This window comes from Arthrobacter ginsengisoli (genome assembly GCF_031456935.1).
In the GTDB taxonomy this organism is placed as follows: domain Bacteria; phylum Actinomycetota; class Actinomycetes; order Actinomycetales; family Micrococcaceae; genus Arthrobacter; species Arthrobacter ginsengisoli.
On record NZ_JAVDVQ010000001.1, the window covers coordinates 371,600 to 393,715 of the forward strand.

Genomic DNA, 22,116 nt, shown 5'->3' on the forward strand with positions numbered 1-22,116 from the left:
GACCTGGGGGAAGAGCGAAGCCGGGTGCAATTTACACCCGGCTTCCCTCTTTCTGGTCTAGATCCCGCGTTCTAGCCCTCGGCTACGGCGGGGCCCCGCAATGCGTGGGGTAGCCCGCGCAGCATGGTTACTGGGTGCCGCCCCTAGGTTCGTCCTCGAGGTCCTTAGGTGCCGTGAGATCCATCTCGAGCAGCGGCACCACTTTGGACTTGGTGATGAAGCGGTGAGCCAGCCACAGGATGATGAACACTGGCAACCCGATGTAGGAGGAAAGCACCTCCATGCTCCGCCCGGCAAGCACAGCCTCGTAGTTCTGTCCCGCGATTACCAGTATCAGCAGGGCGAAGGCCAGCAGTGGGCCAATGGGGAACAGGGACGCCTTGTACGGCAGGTCACTGACTTTGTTCCCCTGGGCCAGGAAGCCGCGCCTGAAGCGGTAGTGGGAGACCGCGATTCCCGCCCAGACGATGAAGCCGCATAGGCCCGATATGTTCAGCAGCCAGGAGTAAGCTGCGCCCTGACCGACGATCGCGGAGAGGAACCCGAAGAGTCCCACGGCTGCGGTGGCCAGCAACGCCGGAATCGGCACGCCACGCGCATTGGTTCGGCCGAAGATCTTCGGTGCCATGCCGTCATGGGCCATGGCGTAAAGCATCCGAGTGGAGGCATATAGTCCCGAGTTGCCCGCAGACAGGATTGCGGTCAAGATCACGGCGTTCATCAAGGCCCCTGCGAAGGCAATTCCGGCGCGCGAGAAGACGAGGGTAAACGGCGATGTTGCAATATCGGACTCGCCGGAAGCCAGCAGGCTCGGATCGGTGAACGGGATCAGGCAGCCGATGATGAAGATGGCACCAATGTAAAAAAGCATGATGCGCCAGAAGACAGTCCGGATAGCCTTCGGCACTTCGCGGCGGGGGTTCTTGGCTTCGCCTGCGGCGACTCCCACGAGTTCGGTGCCCTGGAAGGAGAACCCGGCAACCATGAAGACCGAGATGATCGAGACCCATCCCCCGTGGAACACGTCATCGCGGTTTTCCCAGTTGCTCAGTCCCGGAGAGTTATCCCCGAGGATGCCGAAAATCATCAGCACGCCGGCGATCAGGAAGAGCACCACTGCGCTGACCTTGATCAGGGAGAGCCAAAACTCCGACTCTCCGAAGGACTTCGCCGAGAGGGCATTGAGCCCGGTCAGCACCAGCAGGAATAACCCAGCCCACATCCATCCTGGGACCCCCGGGAACCAGAAGTCCATGATGATTCCGGCCGCGACCAGCTCGGCGGCCACGGTGATGGCCCAGTTGAACCAATAGTTCCAGCCGATCGCGAACCCAAAGGACGGGGAGACGAAACGGGTGGCAAAGGACTGGAAGGAACCGGCGACCGGAATTTTGGCCGCCATCTCGCCCAGTGACTGCATCAACAGGAATACCATCAGCCCGACCAGCGCGTAGGCGACCAGCGCACCGCCGGGACCCGCCTGGGAAATGGTGGCGCCCGAGGCCACGAACAGCCCGGTACCGATCGCACCGCCGATAGCGATCATCTGCAGATGGCGGCTGCTTAGCCCGCGTTTGAGTTCGTTGCCGGTTTCGCCCGAGGCGCGGACTGCCCCTGTCTCGGGGGATGAACCGCGTTGTGCCACTGCATCGGGTGTGATTTCAACGGATGTTTCACTGACTGGCGTCATGCAACACCACCAAGGTGCATCGCTGCGATCCGGCTTGAATTCTTGGTGCCGGTGACGGCTCGACCGGTGCAGGCGTCTACGACTGCCGTGGCGAGCTGGTAGGAAAAAATGGTCCCGACAGGTCTCGCCTCCGCGGTGCTGTCTCCCGAGCTGAGGAAGAGTCCCGCACCGAAACACAGATCGGTTTCAGGGATGCGGGGAGCGATAACCCGATCGTTTTTTTGCGTGTGGGAGCTAAGTCCCATGGTGCCTCCGAAAAGGTAGCTGCGGTGGATTTAAGCCTTCCGGAGTCCCGGGCCGGGAAGGATGGTGATCAAGCTAACACACGTGAAGGCAGCGACCTTTGGCGTGGCGAATGTTGCACGTCCGACGGGTCAAGTCCTTACGCATAGGCATGGGTTACCCGATTTGAGCATAAGAGTTGCTGATTTGATTTCGTCGGGTGAGTAAGCAGCTCTGACGATCTGCTATGGCAGGCGGGCGGCGTTAGGCGAATGATGCCAAGGGTAAAGATGCACAAGAGGTGTCGGAGCATCTCGTCAAGCGGGGCGTGCCCCTCGATGAACTTACCGGTTCGACCAGCAAGCGCCTCAGAAACTAGCCCCGGAGGAAGCCCTTTCTGCTTTGCAACGACCCGCCGCGTCGATAGGCGGCGAGTAAGGCCATCACACCCAACTTGTCGAGTTGGATATCCAGAGGCAGCCGCACGGGCCCCGCTGAGCAGCAACACTCTGGCTGTGCCGGGCGCAGAAGGAGCCGTCATCTCGTAAACCAGGAAGATCGCCAGGAACCCGGGGCTGCCGCACTTCGTCCGCGAGCCGCCCGAACAACGCCGTGGCCCCCCGACAGATGAGCAACGGGTCAACGCTGTTGTCCCACTGGGAGTATCAGCGGGAATTTGAACCAGAGACAGACACAGCAGCCCCGGTGCGGTCTTACTGCCAAGGCATCCACTGATCGGCACGAGTGGCAGGAGCTGAACCTCGGATCATCCTGATAGTGCGCTTCTGCAATCCTGATGCGCCGTTCATGGGATGTCCTAAAGACACCCGACCTTAGGGTCAGGCGTAGGCATAGCACTGAAGAGACGGCACCGAGCAAAAGCATTTCTTATGCATGATGGAAGAACCCTTCACGTGTGCTTACGCAGTGCTAGCTTCTTCAGGGATCCCCTCAACGGAAGGAACGAGCATGTCTGTAATCGCAAACCCGGAAGTGACAACCACCCGGGCAGAAGACCTCAAGGCACTCCCGGCATGGCAGGCTCTGAAGGCAGCCGTCATCGGACTGCAGCAGGTTCAAGTGCAGGACGGTTCCGTTCCGGAACCCGCTGATCATGGCCAGGCCCGCCAGAATGTCGGCATCATTACTGACTCAATCAACGACCTGCGCCCCCACCTCCCCCACGACACGGACTACCTTGAACTGCTCGTGCAGGACTTCCAGCGGTGGGCGTCCGAGGGCTTCGTCGTACCGGATTTCCTCGACTCATTGGTGGCCTTCCACCCCGAGCAGTGGCGCATCGATGGGTTGGCGCACCTGGTTGTGTTCCCTATGTATACGCAGAACGGCAGCACCAACCGCTACTTCGAGGCGGTCCTCATCGAGGTCATTTGGCCTTCTTTCGTCGCTGAACTGGAGGCAGCAAACTACTCCAACAAGCTGTTCGTCCCCATCAGCTTCGTCGATTTCACGCCCGGCTATGACACGAACTCCGCAGTTCTCTTCCCCGAGAGCGTAGCGGTCCGGAGCACCCCCTCCTTCACTTGGGGAGGCATTTTCGCGGACCGCGAAGCTGCCCGGTTCCGTCGCGTCCTAAGAGCTGCTGCCGACATCACTTCCCTGGACCTGCCGGCTGACGCCGCGGAATTCATGGAAGACCAGCACCTCACGGAGAAGACCTTCGTGATGTGGGATCTGATCCATGACCGGACCCACATGCGCGGTGACCTGCCCTTTGACCCGTTCATGATCAAGCAGCGGATGCCGTATTTCCTGTACTCCCTGGAGGAGCTCCGCTGTGACCTGACCGCCTTCCGCGAATCAGTCCTCATCGAGCGGGACGAAACGGCTTCCGAGGACGCCCGCAAGCACGCCAAGCTGGTCCAGTACGCCGTGATCTTCGACCGCATTTTCCGCTTTGCGATTACCGGGAACCGGATCCGTAACTACGACGCCGTGGGCGGCCAATTGCTGTTCGCCTGGATGCACCAGCACCGGGTCCTGCACTGGACCGATGGAAAGTTGAGCATCGACTGGAAGGACGTCGCCGGCGTGGTCGTCGAGCTGGGTCTCCGCATCGAGGAACTGTACTGGCGTTCAATCGACCGGCCGAAGACCGCACACTGGCTGGCTGCCTACGAGCTCGTCTCGGAAACCCTCGCCCCCCACCCGGCCTCCGTGTGGGCCAAGGGACCGGAGGCCCTTTTGCTCGACGGCCCTCCCCGGGGTCTGACGGACCAGATCCTTGATGACGAATTCCCCCTGTCGATGTTCTACGAGGCACTGGAGAAGAAGATGTCCTGGGTCATTGAATCAACTGCCGGGATCACCGGTAAGAGGCCTGTGAAGACTGAGGGCGAGGCGGGCGCATGAGCCAGGACCTCTCGGGGCGTACGGTCGTCGTCGCCGGTTCGACAAGCGCTGCCGGCGTCGCGGTAGTCCGCACCCTCTCGCAAGCAGGGGCACGCGTGGCCGCCGTGGACATTCTTGAGGACCGAGTGCAGGAGCTCTCGGTAGCGTACGACAACGTCACGGGCTATGTCTGCAACCTCGCGGACCTGCAAGCCGTTGAGGACTTGGCGACGTCTGTCCGGAACGATCTGGGCCCCGTGGACGGCCTTATCCATCTTGTAGGAGGGTGGCGAGGCGGTACCGGCATTAAAGGCCAGACGGATGAAGACTGGGACTTCCTGCACACCAGCGTCCTCACCACCCTGAGGAACACCAGCCGCGCATTATACCAGGACTTGGCTACCTCCCCTGTGGGTCGCCTGGCCATCGTTTCCGCACAGTCCGCTTCCTCGCCGACAGCGGACGGCGCCGCCTATGCCGCCGTCAAGTCCGCCGCCGAGGCATGGACTCTGGCCGTGGCCGACGGATTCCGGCACCTGCAGGGAGGAGCCGAAAGCCCCCTCTCCGCTCAGCACTCAGCCGCCCTGGTCTTCGTCGTCAAGGCTCTGGTCGATGAGCGGATGCGCGCAGCCCAGCCGGAACGGAAATTTCCGGGCTTCACCGATGTCAGTGTCCTTGCCGACGCTGTACAGCGGATCTTCGACCTGGAGGCAGAACAGATCAACGGGCAGCGCTTTCCCCTCACGGCCGGCCACCTCGTGGGCGCACCGGCATGAGCGTCAGCGTTGATACCAAAGCAGGCGTCCCGCAGGTACTGGCGGGGCGCCTGCACGACCCGGCATACCGGGGCTTCGCCTCGGATAACTACGCCGGGGCTCACCCCGAAATCATCGAAGCAGTTCAGGCAGCCAACGAAGGCCACGTCACCGCATACGGCGAAGATGTCTACTCAGCAGCGCTTCAAGAGGTCATCCAGTCCCACCTCGGGACAACTGCTACCGCATATCCGGTCTTCAATGGAACAGGGGCCAACGTCCTTGCCCTGCAAGCCCTGCTCCCGCGCTGGGGCGCTGTCATCTGCGCAGCAACAGCGCATATCAATACCGACGAAAACGGCGCCCCGGAACGGATTGGCGGAATAAAGCTCCTCCCGATCCCCACACCGGATGGCAAACTCACCCCGGAATTGATCGACGCCGAAGCCTGGGGGTGGGGAGACGAGCACCGGGCGCAACCGCTGGTCGTATCGATCACCCAGACCACCGAACTCGGCACCTGCTACACGCCGGAAGAAATCCAACGGATCGCTGAACACGTCCATGCGAAGGGAATGAAACTCCACCTGGACGGAGCAAGGCTGGCCAACGCTGCAGCACATCTCGGGCTTCCTTTGCAGGCATTCACCACGGACGTCGGTGTCGACGTCCTGTCTTTTGGCGGCACCAAAAACGGGCTGCTGTTCGGCGAAGCCGTTATCTGGCTCAACCCACAGTCCGACCCAGGCATGAGCTACCTGCGCAAGATGAACATGCAGCTTGCCTCAAAGATGCGTTTCGTCTCTGCGCAACTGGTAGCCCTGCTAACGGATGGGTTGTGGCTGCGGTCCGCCAGTCACGCCAACGAGATGGCTCAACGTCTCAGCGAAGGAATCTCGGCCATTAACGGCGTCTCGCTGACGCAAGCAACACAGTCCAATGGCGTCTTTGCCGTCCTCCCACCCGGGGCAGCCGCGAAAGTCCGGGAATCCTTCCGCTTCTATGACTGGGACCAAGCACGCGGCGAAGTCCGGTGGATGTGCTCCTGGGACACCACCGAAACCGACGTCCAATCTCTCGTGGCTGCAGTTGAAGATGCCGTAGGCTCCCCGGCTTCACAACGAAACGTCTAAACAAAGAGACGTAACTGCCAACCGGTGGCGGTACTTTCCAGCGGGCGCGGTCTCAAGAGGCCGCGCCCGCGTCATCGTCGGGGAGAAACAAAAGGACGAGCTCTTCGGCCGCGATGTGGGCTGAACCAGTTCACGCCTGCCCCTCCCGGGTCGCAACGGGCCCTCTCACCACTCCCACGTCCACATCGACCTACAGATAGGCCCGCATCGCGGAGGATGCCGGTGCTGTTGCTGTGATGGGCGCTGGAACGCGTTGCGGTTGATGTCCGCGCCCAGGGCGGCGTGTCCCGGATGTCCGATCCGGACATGATCGAGAAGATCATCGACTCCGTGCCCATCCCGGTCATGGCAAAGGCCCGTATCGGCCACTTCGTCGAGGCCCAGGTCCTGCAGTCCCTCGGAGTCGACTACATCGACGAGTCCGAGGTCCTGACCCCGGCCGACTACATCAACCACGTCGACAAGTGGAACTTCACTTCTCCCTTCGTCAGCGGCGCCATCAACCTCGGTGAGGCCCTGCGCCGCATAAACAAGGGCGCGGCGATGATCCGCTCCAAAGGTGAAGCCGGCACCGATGACGTCTCCAACGCCACCGGACACATGCGCAAGATCCGCTCCGAGATCGCCAAGCGGTCCTCCCTGCCTGAGGACGAGCTGTACGTTGCGGCCAAGGAACTCCAGGCCCCGTACGAACTGGTCAAGGAAGTCGTCGCAGCCGGCAAGCTCCCCGGTTACAGCCGGTGGCATCGCCACCCCAGCCGACGCGGCCATGATGATGCAGCTCGGTGCCGACGGCGTGTTCCGCAGCTCCGGCATCTTCGAGTCCGGCAACCCCGCCCAGCCGCCGCCGTCGTCAAGGCCACCACCTTCTACAACGACCCGACGTCATCGCCAAGGCCTCCCGCGGCCTGGGCGAAGCCATGGTGGGCATCAACGTCGACGAGATCCCCCAGCCCCACCGGCCCCCCGAACGGGGCTGGTGATTTCAGGTGAAATCCATCGAGATTCGCGGGCTCCCTGCCACCCATTACGCATGACAAAGGCGAGGAGCTTCCGTCCAGTGCCTGGGGACAGCTGGAGGAAGGCCATTGCGTCCTGGTTCAGCGGGTCGCCGGACTCATGCTGGATGTGGCTAGACGGAGGCCGCGGACGGATTGCCGTGTACCCGCAAAGGTTTCAAGACTGCAAGAAGCGTGCCTGCCTCCCGCACAGATAACGCGTCGGTCCAGCCTCAGACGGAATCCCCTACGTGCCGCCCGAATACATCCGTTCCAATCCCCGGGGCAAAGAAAAACGCCGGTGAGGGGTTCGCCCCCGGGGACACCAACTCCCCCGCAAGCCCACGGGCATCAGCGGCGCCTCGCCCGGGACCATGGCACAGCGTGATGCTGCATGCGCTGTACTGAGCTTCCTGGAAGCCCAGCAGCTCAAGGCCCTGGACGTCCACGTGAAGTTCACCCCGGATGCATTCGGTGACGACGGCGAACTCAAGACGGTGACGGGTGTGCTCGATCCACTACGCGACTGGCGGCGGCTTTCCGCTGCGGAGGTCTGCGGGCAGAAATCCGTAAGTGTAGGAGCGGGCGGCCATGGGTGAGGTGGCGCGGAAGGGCTGGAGAGGGCGTTGCCGGGTTCGTGGGGAGGGGTCACGTCATTGCGGTGGCGTTGGCAGGTGAGCCTGTTCCTCCGGTGATGTTCAGCGGTTTGACACTGATGAAGGCGTCCCATTGGCCGGTGGTTTTCAGGTGTCGGCTGAGGGGTCCAAGCCGCCACAGTTCGCCCAGGGGCATGCCGAGTTTGGTGAGGAGTTGCTGGTGCATCATGCCGTGGTCGTTCGAGGCTGACTTTAGGAAGGGGCTTCCGGACACGACTGGGAGGCATTCGAACGCGAAGTTGTCGGCGGCGAGAACCGCGAGCCGGTGGTCCCGGGCCCAGGCAACGAAGTCCCGTGATTGGGCGATGCCAGTGGCACGCCGGCCGTCGCGGGTTCGCTGTTTCTCCTCGGTGGTGAGGGCCAGGAACCATTCTCACCAGCCACCCGGCGGCCATAGTAAAGGCTGGCACCTTGGCGCTGGAGGAGCCAGTGTCAGTCCCGAGGAAACCCGGGCTTAGTTGCGAGTCTGCAACCAAGCCCGGGCGTCCGTATCGCCAGCTGGATCGTCGGTCTTCGCCAAACGTCTAGTCCCATTTCGCCAACTAGTGTTCAAACCGCCATGCCTCCTCCGACCTCACAGTCCAGTCAGTTCAGAAGTCCCAGTCATCGTCCTCAGTATTGACTGCCTTGCCAATCACGTAAGACGAACCCGATCCCGAGAAGAAATCATGGTTTTCGTCAGCGTTCGGTGACAGCGCTGACAGGATCGCCGGGTTCACGTCGGTGACGGAGGCCGGGAACATGGCTTCGTAGCCGAGGTTCATGAGCGCCTTGTTGGCGTTGTAGTGCAGGAACTTCTTGACGTCCTCGGCCAGGCCGACGGAGTCGTAGAGGTCGTGCGTGTACTGGACCTCGTTTTCGTACAGCTCGAAGAGCAGCTCGAACGTGTAGTCCTTGATCTCCTGCTTGCGCTCCTCGGACAGGCCTTCCAGGCCCTTCTGGAACTTGTAGCCGATGTAGTAGCCGTGCACAGCCTCGTCGCGGATGATCAGACGGATCAGGTCGGCCGTGTTCGTCAGCTTGGCCCGTGAGGACCAGTACATCGGCAGGTAGAAGCCCGAATAGAACAGGAAGCTCTCCAGCAGCGTGGAAGCCACCTTGCGCTTCAGCGGGTCGTCGCCCTGGTAGTAGTCCATGACGATCTGCGCCTTCTTCTGAAGGTTCGCGTTCTCGGTGGACCAGCGGAATGCCTCGTCGATCTCCTTGGTGGAGGCCAGCGTGGAGAAGATGGAGGAGTAGCTCTTGGCGTGCACGGACTCCATGAATGCGATGTTCGTGTAGACAGCCTCTTCATGCGGGGTGATCGCATCCGGAATCAGCGAGACCGCGCCGACGGTGCCCTGGATGGTGTCCAGCAGGGTCAGTCCGGTGAACACTCGCATGGTGAGCTGCTGCTCGTCCGGAGTCAGCGTCGCCCACGACTGCACGTCGTTGGACAGCGGGATCTTCTCCGGCAGCCAGAAGTTGTTGACCAGGCGGTTCCAGACATCCACGTCCTTGTCGTCCTGGATGCGGTTCCAGTTAATGGCTTCAACGTGGCTAAGCAGCTTGACCTTCTCGGTCATGTCATCCCCTAAAAGTTGGGTCGGTTCTCTGGTTAAAGCGTACGACGGCGGGCGGGCGCCCGCCGTCGTACTGTCACGATTTTAGTTGAAGATTAAAGCATGCAGCTGACGCAGCCGTCCACCTCAGTCCCTTCCAGCGCGAGCTGGCGGAGACGGATGTAGTAGATGGTCTTGATGCCCTTCTTCCAGGCGTAGATCTGGGCCTTGTTGATGTCGCGCGTGGAGGCGGTGTCCTTGAAGAACAGCGTCAGGGACAGGCCCTGGTCCACGTGCTGCGTGGCCGCGGCGTAGGTGTCGATGACCTTCTCGTAGCCGATCTCGTACGCGTCCTGGTAGTAGTCCAGGTTGTCATTCGTCAGGTACGGCGCCGGGTAGTAAACGCGGCCCAGCTTGCCTTCCTTGCGGATCTCGATCTTGGACGCCACCGGGTGGATCGAGGAGGTGGAGTTGTTGATGTAGCTGATCGAGCCCGTCGGCGGCACCGCCTGCAGGTTCTGGTTGTAGATGCCGTGCTCCATGACGGAGGCCTTCAGCTCGCGCCAGTCATCCTGCGTGGGGATGTGGATGTTCTTGAACAGCTCCGCGACCTTGGCGGTCTGCGGGACCCATTCCTGGTCCGTGTACTTGTCGAAGAACTCACCGGAGGCGTACTTGGACTTCTCGAAGCCGCCGAAGGTCTGCCCGGTCTGGATGGACAGCCGATTGGAGGCGCGGACCGCGTGGAACACCACCGAGTAGAAGTAGATGTTGGTGAAGTCAATGCCTTCTTCGGAACCGTAGTGCACCCGCTCGCGGGCCAGGTAGCCGTGCAGGTTCATCTGGCCGAGGCCGATCGCGTGGCTCTGGTCGTTGCCGCGGGCGATCGAGGGAACCGACGTGATGTTGGACATGTCCGACACGGCCGAGAGCGCGCGGATGGCGGTCTCGATGGTCAGGCCGAAGTCCGGCGAGTCCATGGCCTTGGCGATGTTCAGCGAGCCCAGGTTGCAGGAGATGTCCTTGCCGGTCTGGTCGTAGGACAGGTCATCGTGGTACGTCGTGGGCTGGGAGACCTGGAGGATCTCGGAGCAGAGGTTGGACATGATGATCTTGCCGTCGATCGGGTTTTCCCGGTTCACGGTGTCCTCGAACATGATGTACGGGTAACCGGATTCGAACTGGATCTCGGCGAGGGTCTGGAAGAACTCGCGCGCCTTGATCTTAGTCTTCTTGATCCGGGAATCGTCCACCATCTCGTAGTACTTCTCGGTGACCGAGACGTCGGAGAACGGCATGCCGTAGACCTTTTCGACGTCGTACGGCGAGAACAGGTACATGTCCTCGTCCTTCTTGGCCAGCTCGAAGGTGATGTCCGGGATCACGACGCCGAGGGAGAGGGTCTTGATCCGGATCTTCTCGTCCGCGTTCTCGCGCTTGGTGTCCAGGAAGCGGTAGATGTCCGGGTGGTGCGCGTGCAGGTACACGGCTCCCGCACCCTGGCGGGCACCGAGCTGGTTGGCGTAGGAGAAGCTGTCCTCGAGGAGCTTCATCACGGGGATGACGCCCGAGGACTGGTTCTCGATCTGCTTGATCGGCGCGCCGACCTCGCGGATGTTGGTCAGCGCGAACGCCACGCCGCCGCCGCGCTTGGACAGCTGCAGGGCGGAGTTGATGGAACGGCCGATCGACTCCATGTTGTCTTCGATGCGGAGCAGGAAGCAGGAGACCAGCTCGCCGCGCTGCTTCTTCCCGGCGTTCAGGAACGTCGGGGTGGCCGGCTGGAAGCGGCCCTCGATGATCTCGTCCACCATCTGGGTGGCGAGCTGCTCGTCGCCGCGGGCCAGGTGCAGGGCCACCATGCAGACGCGGTCCTCGTAGCGCTCCAGGAAGCGCTTTCCGTCGAACGTCTTCAGCGTGTAGGAGGTGTAGAACTTAAATGCGCCGAGGAAGGTCTCGAAGCGGAACTTCTTCTTGTACGCGCGGTTGTAGAGATCGCGGATGAAGTTCATCGTGTACTGGTCGAGGGTTTCCCGCTCGTAGTACTCGTTCTTCACGAGGTAGTCGAGCTTTTCCTCAAGGTCGTGGAAGAACACGGTGTTGTTGTTCACGTGCTGCAGGAAGTACTGGTGCGCGGCCTCGCGGTCAGCCCCGAACTGGATCTCCCCGTTCGGGCCGTAGAGGTTCAGCATGGCATTGAGCTCGTGGTAGCCCAGGCCCTGGTAGGCGGCCGGCATGGCCGGCTTCTCACCAGGGACGGTGTGCTTCTCGACGGCGGCGCTGGTCTTCGCGGCGGAGCCGGACCCGGCTACTTCTGTGTCTGCGACAGTCGTGTCCAAAATTCTTCCAATCCTTGTTGTACACGGCTGACGTCTTCCGGCGTCCCCATGAGTTCGAAACGATATAAATGCGGGACCTGGCACTTCGCGGCGATGATGTCGCCGGCCATGCAGTAGTTGTCCCCAAAGTTCGTGTTGCCCGCCCCGATCACTCCCCGGAGCTGCTGCCGGTTGCGCGGATCGTTCAGGAAGCGGATGACCTGCTTCGGAACGGATCCCTCTCCCCCGGTGCCGCCGTAGGTGGGAAGCACCAGTACATAGGGCTCAATGGCCACGAGCGCGGGTTCCCTCGGGTGGAGCGGGATCCGTGCCGCGTCGATGCCCAGCTTCCGGACGAAGCGTGCGGTGTTCTCCGACGTGGAGGAGAAGTAGATGAGGTGGCTGCTGGTGGTTCGGGCGGAGCCTGCTGCCAGCGGCGCGTCGGCTGTTGCCAGTGCCATGGAGTCACTCACCTCATCTGACGTGAATTCTTGCGAAGCGGTTCAGGCGACGGCGACGGCCTGTGCCAGTTCTTCGATCTTGTCGGGGCGGAAGCCGGACCAGTGGTCCTGGTCCGTGACGACAACCGGGGCCTGCATGTAACCGAGGGCCTTCAGGCGCTCGAGGGCATCCGCATCCTGCGAGATGTCGACGCTCTGGTAGGTGATGCCCTTCTTGTCCAGCGCGCGGTATGTCGCGTTGCACTGAACACAGGCCGGCTTGGTGTAAACCGTTACGGTCATGGTTCCTGTCCCCTTTGTTGAAGTCTTTGGTCCTGCGAAATGTGTACTGTGTGGAGCTGCGGCTGTTGAGCTGAGTCTCTGGTGCCAGTGGTCCGGGCGGGCCGGTCCGGGACAGGAATCCTGATCCGCTACTGGCGTTGCCTGGCGAGCACTGCTGCTCCGCTGGAACTGTATCTCGATACTACATGTTGTGCATGAGCCCGATGTGGACCCCAAGATGATGTATTACAAGTATGTCATTTAATGCACCGCCAGTCCACAGGCAGGGTGCCGCAAAATGTCCGTAGTTCCGCAGTTTAACCGGACGAAATCCACAGGCTGTGGAGTACCTTTGCACAATTAACTCCCCCGCGTGTCGTGCCGGAGACGGCGTGTCGCGGTCCCTGCCCACCCAGGTCCGGAGTGCCGTTAAGCACTAGGTGTGGTGTCCGGGAACACGCAGAAGGCGGACACCGGAGGGGTGTCCGCCTTCTTCGAACGTGAGGCGCCTAACAGCGACAGTCAGTGGCCGGGCTCGCCCGCCGTCCGCCGGTCCAGCACGATCTGCTGTACGTCGAGGTAGCCGGTCTCGAAGCCTGCGCGGGAGTAGCAGAGGTAGAACAGCCACATGCGCTGGAAGATCTCGTCGAAGCCCAGGCCATGGACCTCGGCGGCGCGGGCCATAAACCGGTCCTCCCAGAGCCGCAGTGTCTGGGCGTAGTGCTCCCCCATGGCGAGGCGTTCGCGGACCCGGAGTCCGGTCTGCTTCTCGGTGATCTCCTCGATGGCCCGCACGGAGGGAATGACGCCGCCCGGGAAGATGTACTTGTGCACCCAGGTGTAGCTGGAGCGGGTGGCCAGCAGCCGGTCGTGCGCGATCGTGATGGCCTGGATGGCGACCTTCCCGCCCGGGGCGAGGACCCGCTCGATTGTCTGGAAGTAGGTGGCCCAGTACTCGAAGCCCACCGCCTCGATCATTTCGACGGAGACGACGGCGTCGTACTCGCCTTCGACGGCGCGGTAGTCCTTGAGCTCGATCGTGACCGCGGCGGCATGGCCGGCCTCGGCCACCCGCTGGCGGGCCAGTTCCTGCTGCTCGCTGGACAGCGTGACCGAGTAGACCGTGGCGCCGCGCTGGGCCGCGCGGAGGGCGAGTTCGCCCCAGCCGGTGCCGATCTCCAGCACCCTGGTGCCCGGTCCGACGCCGGCCTTGTCCAGGAGCCGGTCGATCTTGGCTTGCTGGGCCGCGGCGAAGCCGTCCCAGGCCACGCTCTGCAGCGCCCCGCCGGCCTCCGGGAAGAGCGCGCTGGAGTAGGTCATGGTCTCGTCCAGGAACGTGGCGAAGAGCTCGTTGGAGAGGTCGTAGTGCCGCGAGATGTTCGAGCGGGTGTTCTGCTCGGTGTTGCGTTCCCGGCGGGGCTGGCGCGGCAGGTAGAGGGCGCGCAGTTTCTGCAGCGGTTCGGGCACGAGGTTGCCGACGCTGGCCGCGAACACTTCGAGCACCGCGGTGAGGTCCTCGGCGTCCCAGTCGCCGGCCATGTACGACTCGCCCAGGCCGATCAGTCCGCCGTCGCCGACCCGGGCCGCGAAGGCGCCGGGCCGGTTGATGGTCATGACGGGATACGACGTCGGTGATCCGGCCGTCCGGGACCCGGCGGTGGCGGCGGCCTTGCCGGCGTCGACCTTCCCGAGCACGGTCCCGTCTGGGTACCGGACCTCCAGCGGAAGCCGGCGGACGGCGGCCTTAAAGATGGCCTCGGCCACCCGGCCGGCCACCGCTGCTTTCAGCCCGGAGGGGACGGTGGCGATGCCGGGCCAGATGGCGGCGTCGACCACCGCGGGCGGCTGCGGCACCGTATACGGGGTTGCGGCCTCGCTGGTCTGGCGCGCAGCGCCTGATCCGGTCGCTTCGGTCATTGTCACTGGACTGCCTCCTGTGAGGGGTGGTGGGGTCGTTTGATGAGGGGCAGCCGGCGGGCCCAAAGTTTGATTCCCTGCCAGCGGATCTGCGCGGCGACGCGCAAGGGTGCCAGCGGGACCGCGAGCGCCGCGGCGAGGATGTTCGGCACGGTGGCCCCGCGGCGTTCGCCGTCGACGCTGGCGAGGAAGGGCTGGTGCCCCGCGCGTTCCAGCACGATCGAGACGGCGAGCCGTTCGCCGGGTTCCGGAAGTTTCATCCGGTACTGGCCGTCGACGTCGTTGAAGGGTGAGACGTACAACGCCTTCGGCACGCTGGCCCGGCCGGCGTCGTCCGTTTCGAGCAGGTAGCAGTGCCGTTCCCCGTAGGTGTTGTGGACCTCGGCGAGGACGCAGCGCAGTTCCCCGGCGGCGTCGTGGCACCAGAACAGGCTCAGCGGGTTGAAAACGTGCCCGAACACGCGGGCGCTGGCCAGCATGGTGATCCGGCCGCCGTCCAGTCCGATCCCCCGCGTGGCGAGGAACGCCTCCACATTGCCGCGGAGCGTGCCGTCCGGGTCGCCCAGGTGGTCCGCCACGCTGAAGCCGGCGAGCGGCCGGAGCATTCGGGGCACCGCGGGGAGCCGGTCGACGTCGACATACCAGCTGTAGCTGCGGTAGGTGAAGGCGTTCTTCAGCGGCGTGCGCCGCACATGCGCGATCGAGGTGCGGTAGATGGCCGGTGCGCTCATGAGCCCTCCGCGGCGACGGTCTGCAGGTCCGGGTCGATGGCGACGGCATGGTACTGCTCGTTCAGCGCGACGGCGGGGTCATCCCAGCCGCGTCCGAGCCGCGCGGCGGCGCGGACCCCGGAGAGGGCGCCGTCCTCGTGGAAACCCCAGCCGTGGTAGGCGCCGGCGAAGGCCAGCCGGCCGTCGCCGAGTGCCAGGATCCGCTGCTGCGCGTGGAGGGATTCGGGGGTGTACTGCGGGTGTTCGTAGACCATGCGTTCGAGCACGGTGTGGTCCGCGATCAGCTCGGATTCGCCCAGGCTGACGATGTAGCGCCCGCCGTCCGCGGGCTCGAGCCGCTGCAGGCGGGTCATGTCGTAGCTGACCAGGACCTTGTCCGGGCGCGCGTCGCAGGACGGCAGCCGGTAGTTCCAGGACGCCTTGGCGTTGTCGCTGGCCGGCAGCACGGCGGCGTCGCGGTGGAAGACGGTGTGGTTGACCGAGTAGGGCATCCCGGCGAGCGCGTCGCGTTCGGCGGGCGAGGCGTCGCTGAGCATGCCCAGCGCCTGGGCCGGGTGGGTGGCGATCACGACGGCGTCGAAGGTCTCTGTGCTCAATGTTCCGGAACCGGTGCTGGTGGTCAGGACCACCCCGTCCGCGTGCCGGCGCACTCCGGTGACCGGGCTGGCGAGGCGGATTTCCGGCAGCGTGGCGGCGATCTTGTCCACGTAGCTGCGCGAGCCGCCGGTGACGGTGCGCCACTGAGGTGAGCCCGAGACGCCGAGCAGGCCGTGGTGGGCCAGGAAGGTGAAGAGGTAGCGGGCCGGGTAGGCGAGCGCCATGGTGGGGTCGCAGGACCAGACGGCGCTGACTATCGGGGTCATGAAGTGCGAGATGAAGTAGCCGCTGAACTTCTCCCGGGCCAGGAAGGCGCCCAGGGTCAGCTCGGTCTCCCCCGGCGTGCCGCCCGCCGCGCTCCCGGCGGCGTTCCCGGCGTCGCTCGCCTCGGCGAGCAGGGCCCGGGCCCGGCGGTAGAAGCGCAGCACCTCGAGCAGCATCAGCAGGTAGCGGCCGCGCAGCACGGTGGAGGGCCGCGGAAGGATGCCGCGGCCCTTGGCCCGGGCGCCGGCGTATTCCAGGCCACAGCCGTCGCAGCGGACGGACATGCTCATTTCCGAGTCCTGGGTCTCAATGCCCAGCTCGGCGAAGAGCCGCAGCAGCGTCGGGTAGGTCCGCGCGTTGTGGACGATGAAGCCGGTGTCGATCCCGAGCACCGGACCGCCGGCCTGCGGCACGTCGTGGGTGTGGGCGTGGCCGCCGAGCCGCGGCTCGGCTTCGAACAGGGTCACGGTGTCCTGCCGGTTCAGGACGTACGCGGCGGTCAGTCCCGCCACGCCGCTGCCAATCACGGCTATCCGCCGGCCCCCGGGTATCCCTGCTGCATCTGACACTGATCTGCTCCTGTTGGCTGGTACGTCGACTGCCTGAATCGTTCTGGTGAATCCTCTTATGGGCAATTCGTCGCCGGAGGGCTGATGGATGTGTGCGACTTCCCAGCAATTCCGCTGGTGCCAAATGTGCCAGAATGAAGCGGGATTGCGGTCCCGGCACACCGGCACCAGGCGAAGGGCAGCCCTTGATTAACCCCGTCCATCTGCGGACCCTTGTCGAAGTGACCCGGCTGGGGTCCTTTGCGGCGGCCGCCATCCGGCTCGGCTACACGGCATCGGCGGTGTCCCAGCAGATGTCCGCGCTGGAGCGCGACACCGGCGTCGAGCTGTTCCAGCGCTCCGCCCGCAGCATCCAGCCCACCGACGCGGCCCTGGTCATGACCCGGCACGCGGCCAAGGTCCTCACGGATATCGAGGCGCTGATGGCGGCGGCGTCCCGCACCGGGGACACCGCACGGCAGGAACTCCGGCTCGGCATCTTCCCGAGCCTGGCCACCTATGTGCTGCCGCGGATCCTCGCGAACCCGGCCTGGAAGAAGCTCGGCATCGACCTGCGGGTGTCCGTGGCGGAGCCGGCCCAGACCATCCAGGGCCTGCGCACCGGCGGCGAACTCGACGTCGCCCTGGTCTACCAGGTGGGGCAGTCCGGGCTCGCCTGGCCGCACACCATCAACCGGCAATGGATCGGCGACGACGACTTCCGGGTGGTGCTGCCCGCGGCCTGGGGCATCGGCACGGATTCCAAGGTCGCCGCGGACCACCTGTCGGACATGCCGTGGATTGTGCACCACCCGGGCACCTCCGACGCGACCGTGATCGAGCGGCTCTTTGCCAGCTGTAACCTGCACCCGCGCGTGGTGGCGTACAGCGATGACTTCCACGCGAGCCTCGAGATGGCCGCGGCCGGGCTCGGCGCGGCGCTGGTTCCCGAGCTCGCCCTGCTGCACCGCCCGGCCGGGGTGGTGGTGCTGGACGTTCCCGAGATTCGGCTGGCGCGAAACGTCTTTGCCCTGCTGATCAATGAGAAGCAGACCGCGCAGGTCCGGCTGTTCCTTGACCTGCTCGCCGACACCTTCAACTCCCCGGCGTTGAAGCCGGTCCCCAGGCCGGCGGACCAGCGCAGGGGCTGAGTCAGCGCCGCCGGAACCGCTGCCGTAGCCCGGCGCCGGCGCCAGCGAGGGCGCTGATGATCCGGTGCTTGGTCCTGGTGTACGGCGGGTAGATCAGGGCCAGGGTGTCCGGACGGAACGGTTTGGCCAGGGTCGAGCGCTCGTGCGAGAAGGTCTTCAGCGAGTGCTCCCCGTGGTAGGCGCCCATGCCGCTGCCGCCGACCCCACCGAACGGCAGGCCCGGAACCATCAGGTGCGCCGCCGGGACGTCGAAGCACAGCGCCCCCGAGGAGGTGCGTTCCGCGAACGCCCGGCGGGTGCCGGCGTCGTTGCTGAACACATACAGCGCCAGCGGTTTGGCGCCGTCGTTGATGATCCGGATGGCCTCATCCCGCCCGGCCACCGGGACCAGCGGGAGCAGCGGTCCGAAGATCTCCTCCCCCATGACGGCGTCCCCCGGGGCGGGCCGGAGCAGGGTGGGGGCGAAGTGGCGGCTGGCGGCGTTCCGTTCGCCGCCGTGCACCACGGTGCTGCCGTCCGCGAGGGCGGCGATCCGGGCGAAGTGCCGGTCGTTGACGATCCGGCCGTAGGACTCGCTGGCGGCGGCGTCCGCGCCGAAGAGCGCGCCGATCGCCGTGACAAGTTCGCGCTCCAGCGGGACGAGCACGTCCTCGGTGGCCAGGATGTAGTCGGGCGCCACGCAGGTCTGCCCGGCGTTCATGAACCGGCCCCAGGCGAGCCGTTTGGCCGCCTTGGCCAGGTCCGTGGAGGAGTCCACGTAGGCCGGGGACTTGCCACCCAGTTCCAGGGTGACCGGGGTCAGGTACTCGGCCGCGGCGCGCAGCACCACTTTGGCGGCGGCGTCGCCGCCGGTGAAGAAGATGTGGTCAAAGCGCAGCGCCAGCAGGGCGGTGGTCTCCGGGATGCCGCCCTCCACCACCTCGGCCGCGCCGGGCAGGTACTCCGGAATCCAGCGCGCCAGGGCCGCCGAGGTGGCCGGGGCGTGTTCGCTCGGCTTGAGCACCACGGTGTTGCCCGCTGCGAGGGCCCCGGCCAGCGGGGCGAGCAGCAGCTGCAGCGGGTAGTTCCACGGGCCGATCACCAGGACCACACCCAGCGGCGTCAGTTCGGTCCAGGCCCTGGCCGGCTGGACGGCCAGGGGCACGGCGACCGGACGCGGACGCAGCCACGCCTCAAGGTTCCTTTCCAGGTGCGCGGCTTCGGCCGTGACAAAACCGATTTCCGTCAGCAGGGCCTCGGTGGCGTGCTTGCCGAGGTCGCTGCCCAGCGCTTCGGCAAATTCCGTGCGGCGCTCGGCCAGCATCCGGCGCAGGCTGCCCAGCTGCTCGAGCCGCCAGGCCAGCGGGCGGGTGGCTCCGGTGTTGAAAAGGTCACGGGCGCGGGCGACGGCGGGGGCAACGGTTTGCATCCGCCCAATGTACCGGCAGCGGGCGGCCGCCCGGGTCCGGTACCGGATAAAACCTTGGGAATGCTGGAACGGGCCGGTTTTGAGGACTATGTTGAAGATATGAACAAGGTAGCGAGCAAACACTTCGGCGAGGTCGAGCTCAACCACGGAAGGGACCACAACTTCACCGCCACGCGCGAACTGGCGGGCCAGACCGTGGAGCTTGACCTGAATGTCAATGCGCATGACCACTTCGACGAAGCGGCCCTGCACAAAGTTGACTACCGGCTGCGCTTCCTGCCTGAACTCGTGGACCAGGTCCGCGAAATGATCGCCGAGGAGCTTCAGGAGGACGGCACCAGCCCGCAGGAGTACCGGCACTTCCACTGCAACGCGATCAAGGACGAGCAGCTGAAGACGGTGTTCGGCGTCGAGGACAAGAACCAGCTCACCGACGCGGTCTTCCTCAAGGCGCTGAAGCTGGGCCATGTGGGCATCTTCCCCGGCCAGCCGGAACGCTACTTCGTGCTCGACTTCACGCTCGGCAAGCACTTCACCGACGAGGTCCTGGTGGCCTCCGCGGACGAGGACGGCGTCGTGGACGACGAGATCCTCTGGGAATCCTGAATCGACTGCTCCGTAACGGCCCTTCCGGGCGCTGAAAAGGGCGGCTGCTCAGCAGTCGATGAATAGAACGTACGACGCCGGCCGGTCACCTCTCGAAGGTGGCCGGCCGGCGTCGTTGTTTCAGATTGGTTCGGGCGGGTGCTACTTGGCCTTTTCCAGCAGTCCGGCGCGGACCGTCCGGGTGGCGGTGACCAGGTTGCGCAGGGACTCCTCGGTCTCGGCGTAGCCGCGGGTCTTCAGGCCGCAGTCCGGGTTGACCCAGAGCTGGCGGGACGGGACGTGCTTGACGGCGGTGCTGAGCAGCTCAGTGACTTCCTGCTCGCCCGGGACGCGCGGCGAGTGGATATCGTAGACGCCCGGGCCCACGCCGCGGCCGAAGCCGTGGGATTCGAGGTCGTGGACGACCTCCATCCGGGAGCGGGCGGCCTCGATCGAGGTGACGTCGGCGTCGAGGCCGTCGATCGCGTCGATGATGGCGCCGAACTCGGAGTAGCACAGGTGCGTGTGGACCTGGGTGGCGTCCCCGGCGCCGGCGGTGGCGAGCCGGAAGGACTTCACGGACCAGTCCAGGTACGCGGCCTGGTCGGCCTTGCGCAGCGGCAGCAGCTCACGGAGGGCGGGCTCGTCGACCTGGATGATCTTGATGCCGGCGGCTTCGAGGTCGGCGATCTCGTCGCGGAGGGCGAGGGCCACCTGGTTGGCGGTCTCGCCGAGCGGCTGGTCGTCGCGGACGAAGGACCACGCGAGGATCGTGACCGGGCCGGTCAGCATGCCCTTCATCGGCTTGTTCGTGAGCGACTGTGCGTACCTGGCCCACTCGACCGTGATGGGGGCGCTGCGGGTGACATCGCCCCACAGGATCGACGGTCGGGTGCAGCGCGAGCCATAGGACTGGACCCAGCCGTGCACCGTGACGTCAAAACCTTCGAGGTTCTCGGCGAAGTACTGGACCATGTCGTTGCGCTCGGGCTCGCCGTGGACCAGGACGTCGAAGCCGAGCTCTTCCTGCAGCTCCACCACACGCTTGATCTCATCCTTCATGAGCTGTTCGTACTGTTCGGTGCTGAGCTCGCCCTTGATCGCGCGGGCCCGGGCGGTGCGGATTTCGCCGGTCTGCGGGAAGGAGCCGATCGTGGTGGTGGGCAGCGGCGGCAAGTGCAGGGCCTTGGTCTGCGCGGCTTCGCGGACGGCGTAGGCGGAGCGGCTGAAGTCGGCGCCGGCCAGGGCCGCGGTGCGGGCCCGGACCCCGGCGCGGCGGACACCCTCGGCCTCGGCGCGGGAGGCGATGACGCGGGTGGCCTCATCGATGGCCGGCTGGACGGCTTCCGGGTCGGTCAGCAGGCCGGCGAGGGTGACCACCTCGGTGGCCTTCTGGTCGGCGAAGGCGAGCCAGCTGCGCAGCTGCGCGGACAGCTGGACTTCCTCCTCGACGTCGTGCGGGACGTGCTGGGTGGACGTGGAGGTGCTGATGGCGAGCTTGGCCACCGACTTCTTCAGTTCGGCGATCTTCTTCGCGGACGCGGCGAGATCATTGCGCCAGATGTTGTGGCCGTCCACGACGCCGGCGACGAGGGTCTTGTTGCCCAGCGCGGCCAGGGCCGCGGCGGAGGGCACCCCGCCCTTGAAGACGTCCAGGTGGAGGGCGTCGATGCCGGTCGCGGCGAGCGTGCCGAGCTGGCCGTTGAGCGCACCGTACGGGGTGGAAACGAACAGCTGCGGGCGGCGGGCGGCGGCGGAGAGGACCTCGTAGGAGCGGGCGACGGCGGCCTGGATCGCCTCGGCCGGGGTGTCCTGGTCCACCACGAGGGCGGGCTCGTCGAGCTGGACCCAGCTGGCGCCGGCGGCGGCGAGCTTCTGAAGCAGGGCGGTGTAGACCGGGAGGACGTCCTCGAGGCGGGACAGCGGGTTGAAGCCGGCCGGAGCGCCGTCGGAGGCCTTGCTCAGCAGCAGGAAGGTAACCGGGCCGACGAGGTACGGGCGGGTCTCGACCCCGTTGGCGAGGGCGTACTCGAATTCCTCCACGATCCGGCTGGAGGTCAGCGCGAAGTTGGTCTCCGGGCCGATTTCGGGCACGAGGTAGTGGTAGTTGGTGTCGAACCACTTGGTCATTTCCAGCGGCTGCTGGTCCGTGTTGCCGCGGGCCAGGGTGAAGTAGCCGTCGATGTCGAGCTGTGCCTCAGCGTTGAGGAGGTTCCCGAAGCGGGCCGGCACGGCGCCGAGGTGGGCGGCGGCGTCGAGCACCTGGTCGTAGTAGGAGAACGTGCCGGGGACGGCGGCGGCGTCGGTCAGGCCCAGACCCTGGAGGCGCCTGGCGGTGCCGAGCTGGATTTCCCTGGCGGCGGCATCCAGGGCTGCGGCGTCGATTTTGCCGGCCCAGTAGGCCTCGACGGCCTTCTTGAGTTCGCGGCGGCGGCCGATGCGCGGGTAGCCCAGGATCGAGGCAGCCGGGAACGGAGTGGGGTTGAGCGTGATCTGGTCAGTCATGGGAATGTCCTTGGGGTTGGTGG

General features: G+C 65.1%; 16 protein-coding genes and 2 pseudogenes. 7 read left to right on the forward strand and 11 right to left on the reverse strand.

The annotated features are described in order from the left end of the window. Positions 1-127: 127 nt before the first annotated feature. Positions 128-1,690 carry an amino acid permease gene (locus tag J2X01_RS01730; RefSeq protein WP_310050005.1) on the reverse strand — a complete coding sequence of 521 codons (1,563 nt, stop codon included), beginning with the start codon at positions 1,688-1,690 and terminating at the stop codon, positions 128-130. Between the two features lie 1,191 nt (positions 1,691-2,881). Here J2X01_RS01730 and J2X01_RS01735 point away from each other — a divergent pair. The 5 genes and pseudogenes from J2X01_RS01735 to J2X01_RS01755 all read left to right on the forward strand — a co-directional run bounded on the left by J2X01_RS01735 (position 2,882) and on the right by J2X01_RS01755 (position 7,749). Beyond that, positions 2,882-4,285 (forward strand): DUF6421 family protein, encoded by a 1,404-nt coding sequence (locus J2X01_RS01735; RefSeq protein ID WP_310050006.1) that lies wholly within the window; start codon positions 2,882-2,884, stop codon positions 4,283-4,285. Next, positions 4,282-5,040: an SDR family NAD(P)-dependent oxidoreductase gene (locus J2X01_RS01740; RefSeq protein ID WP_310050008.1), complete on the forward strand. Its 759-nt coding sequence runs from the start codon at positions 4,282-4,284 to the stop codon at positions 5,038-5,040. The genes J2X01_RS01735 and J2X01_RS01740 overlap by 4 nt, the downstream gene beginning before the upstream one ends. Then, positions 5,037-6,152, forward strand: a complete 1,116-nt coding sequence (locus J2X01_RS01745; protein WP_310050010.1) for a threonine aldolase family protein — start codon at positions 5,037-5,039, stop codon at positions 6,150-6,152. The genes J2X01_RS01740 and J2X01_RS01745 overlap by 4 nt, the downstream gene beginning before the upstream one ends. 200 nt (positions 6,153-6,352) lie before the next feature. Further along, positions 6,353-7,135: pseudogene (pdxS, locus tag J2X01_RS01750) on the forward strand (pyridoxal 5'-phosphate synthase lyase subunit PdxS); the annotation flags it as partial. Positions 7,136-7,524: 389 nt separating this feature from the next. Beyond that, a complete protein-coding gene (locus tag J2X01_RS01755; protein ID WP_310050012.1) occupies positions 7,525-7,749 on the forward strand; it encodes a hypothetical protein in 225 nt (74 codons plus the stop codon). A 49-nt stretch (positions 7,750-7,798) separates the two neighbouring features. On the opposite strand, the pseudogene J2X01_RS21990 reads toward J2X01_RS01755, so the two are convergent. From J2X01_RS21990 to J2X01_RS01795, 8 genes and pseudogenes are all read right to left on the reverse strand, one after another. Further along, positions 7,799-8,179 (reverse strand): annotated as a pseudogene (locus tag J2X01_RS21990) (cyclase family protein); the annotation flags it as partial. Positions 8,180-8,396: 217 nt separating this feature from the next. After that, a complete protein-coding gene (gene nrdF, locus J2X01_RS01765) occupies positions 8,397-9,371 on the reverse strand; it encodes a class 1b ribonucleoside-diphosphate reductase subunit beta (RefSeq protein WP_264354130.1) in 975 nt (324 codons plus the stop codon). Positions 9,372-9,463: 92 nt separating this feature from the next. Continuing rightward, the gene (gene nrdE, locus J2X01_RS01770; RefSeq protein ID WP_310050213.1) at positions 9,464-11,584 is read right to left on the reverse strand and encodes a class 1b ribonucleoside-diphosphate reductase subunit alpha; all 2,121 of its coding nucleotides are present in this window, start codon (positions 11,582-11,584) and stop codon (positions 9,464-9,466) included. A gap of 71 nt (positions 11,585-11,655) precedes the next feature. Next, the gene (gene nrdI / locus J2X01_RS01775) at positions 11,656-12,126 is read right to left on the reverse strand and encodes a class Ib ribonucleoside-diphosphate reductase assembly flavoprotein NrdI (protein WP_310050017.1); all 471 of its coding nucleotides are present in this window, start codon (positions 12,124-12,126) and stop codon (positions 11,656-11,658) included. Between the two features lie 42 nt (positions 12,127-12,168). Then, a complete protein-coding gene (gene nrdH, locus J2X01_RS01780; RefSeq protein ID WP_310050019.1) occupies positions 12,169-12,408 on the reverse strand; it encodes a glutaredoxin-like protein NrdH in 240 nt (79 codons plus the stop codon). A gap of 501 nt (positions 12,409-12,909) precedes the next feature. Then, positions 12,910-14,310 carry a class I SAM-dependent methyltransferase gene (locus J2X01_RS01785; protein WP_310050021.1) on the reverse strand — a complete coding sequence of 467 codons (1,401 nt, stop codon included), beginning with the start codon at positions 14,308-14,310 and terminating at the stop codon, positions 12,910-12,912. Further along, positions 14,307-15,035 carry a DUF1365 domain-containing protein gene (locus tag J2X01_RS01790; RefSeq protein WP_310050023.1) on the reverse strand — a complete coding sequence of 243 codons (729 nt, stop codon included), beginning with the start codon at positions 15,033-15,035 and terminating at the stop codon, positions 14,307-14,309. The genes J2X01_RS01785 and J2X01_RS01790 overlap by 4 nt, the downstream gene beginning before the upstream one ends. Next, positions 15,032-16,465, reverse strand: coding sequence for an NAD(P)/FAD-dependent oxidoreductase (locus tag J2X01_RS01795; RefSeq protein ID WP_310050025.1), 1,434 nt, complete (start codon positions 16,463-16,465; stop codon positions 15,032-15,034). Before J2X01_RS01795 ends, J2X01_RS01790 begins: the two co-directional genes overlap by 4 nt. Positions 16,466-16,650: 185 nt before the next feature. On the opposite strand from J2X01_RS01795, the gene J2X01_RS01800 reads away from it, so the two are divergent. Further along, entirely contained in the window at positions 16,651-17,595 is a 945-nt protein-coding gene (locus tag J2X01_RS01800; RefSeq protein ID WP_310050028.1) for a LysR family transcriptional regulator, read from the forward strand. A 1-nt stretch (position 17,596) separates the two neighbouring features. Here J2X01_RS01800 and J2X01_RS01805 read toward each other — a convergent pair whose 3' ends face one another. Next, a complete protein-coding gene (locus J2X01_RS01805; protein ID WP_310050029.1) occupies positions 17,597-19,003 on the reverse strand; it encodes an aldehyde dehydrogenase family protein in 1,407 nt (468 codons plus the stop codon). Between the two features lie 99 nt (positions 19,004-19,102). Here J2X01_RS01805 and J2X01_RS01810 point away from each other — a divergent pair, with 99 nt between their 5' ends. Beyond that, positions 19,103-19,609 carry a DUF2004 domain-containing protein gene (locus tag J2X01_RS01810; protein WP_310050032.1) on the forward strand — a complete coding sequence of 169 codons (507 nt, stop codon included), beginning with the start codon at positions 19,103-19,105 and terminating at the stop codon, positions 19,607-19,609. Between the two features lie 141 nt (positions 19,610-19,750). Here the strand turns inward: J2X01_RS01810 and metE are convergent, their stop codons facing one another. Then, on the reverse strand, positions 19,751-22,093 hold the full coding sequence (metE, locus tag J2X01_RS01815; RefSeq protein WP_310050035.1) for a 5-methyltetrahydropteroyltriglutamate--homocysteine S-methyltransferase: 2,343 nt from the start codon (positions 22,091-22,093) through the stop codon (positions 19,751-19,753). Positions 22,094-22,116: the final 23 nt, after the last annotated feature.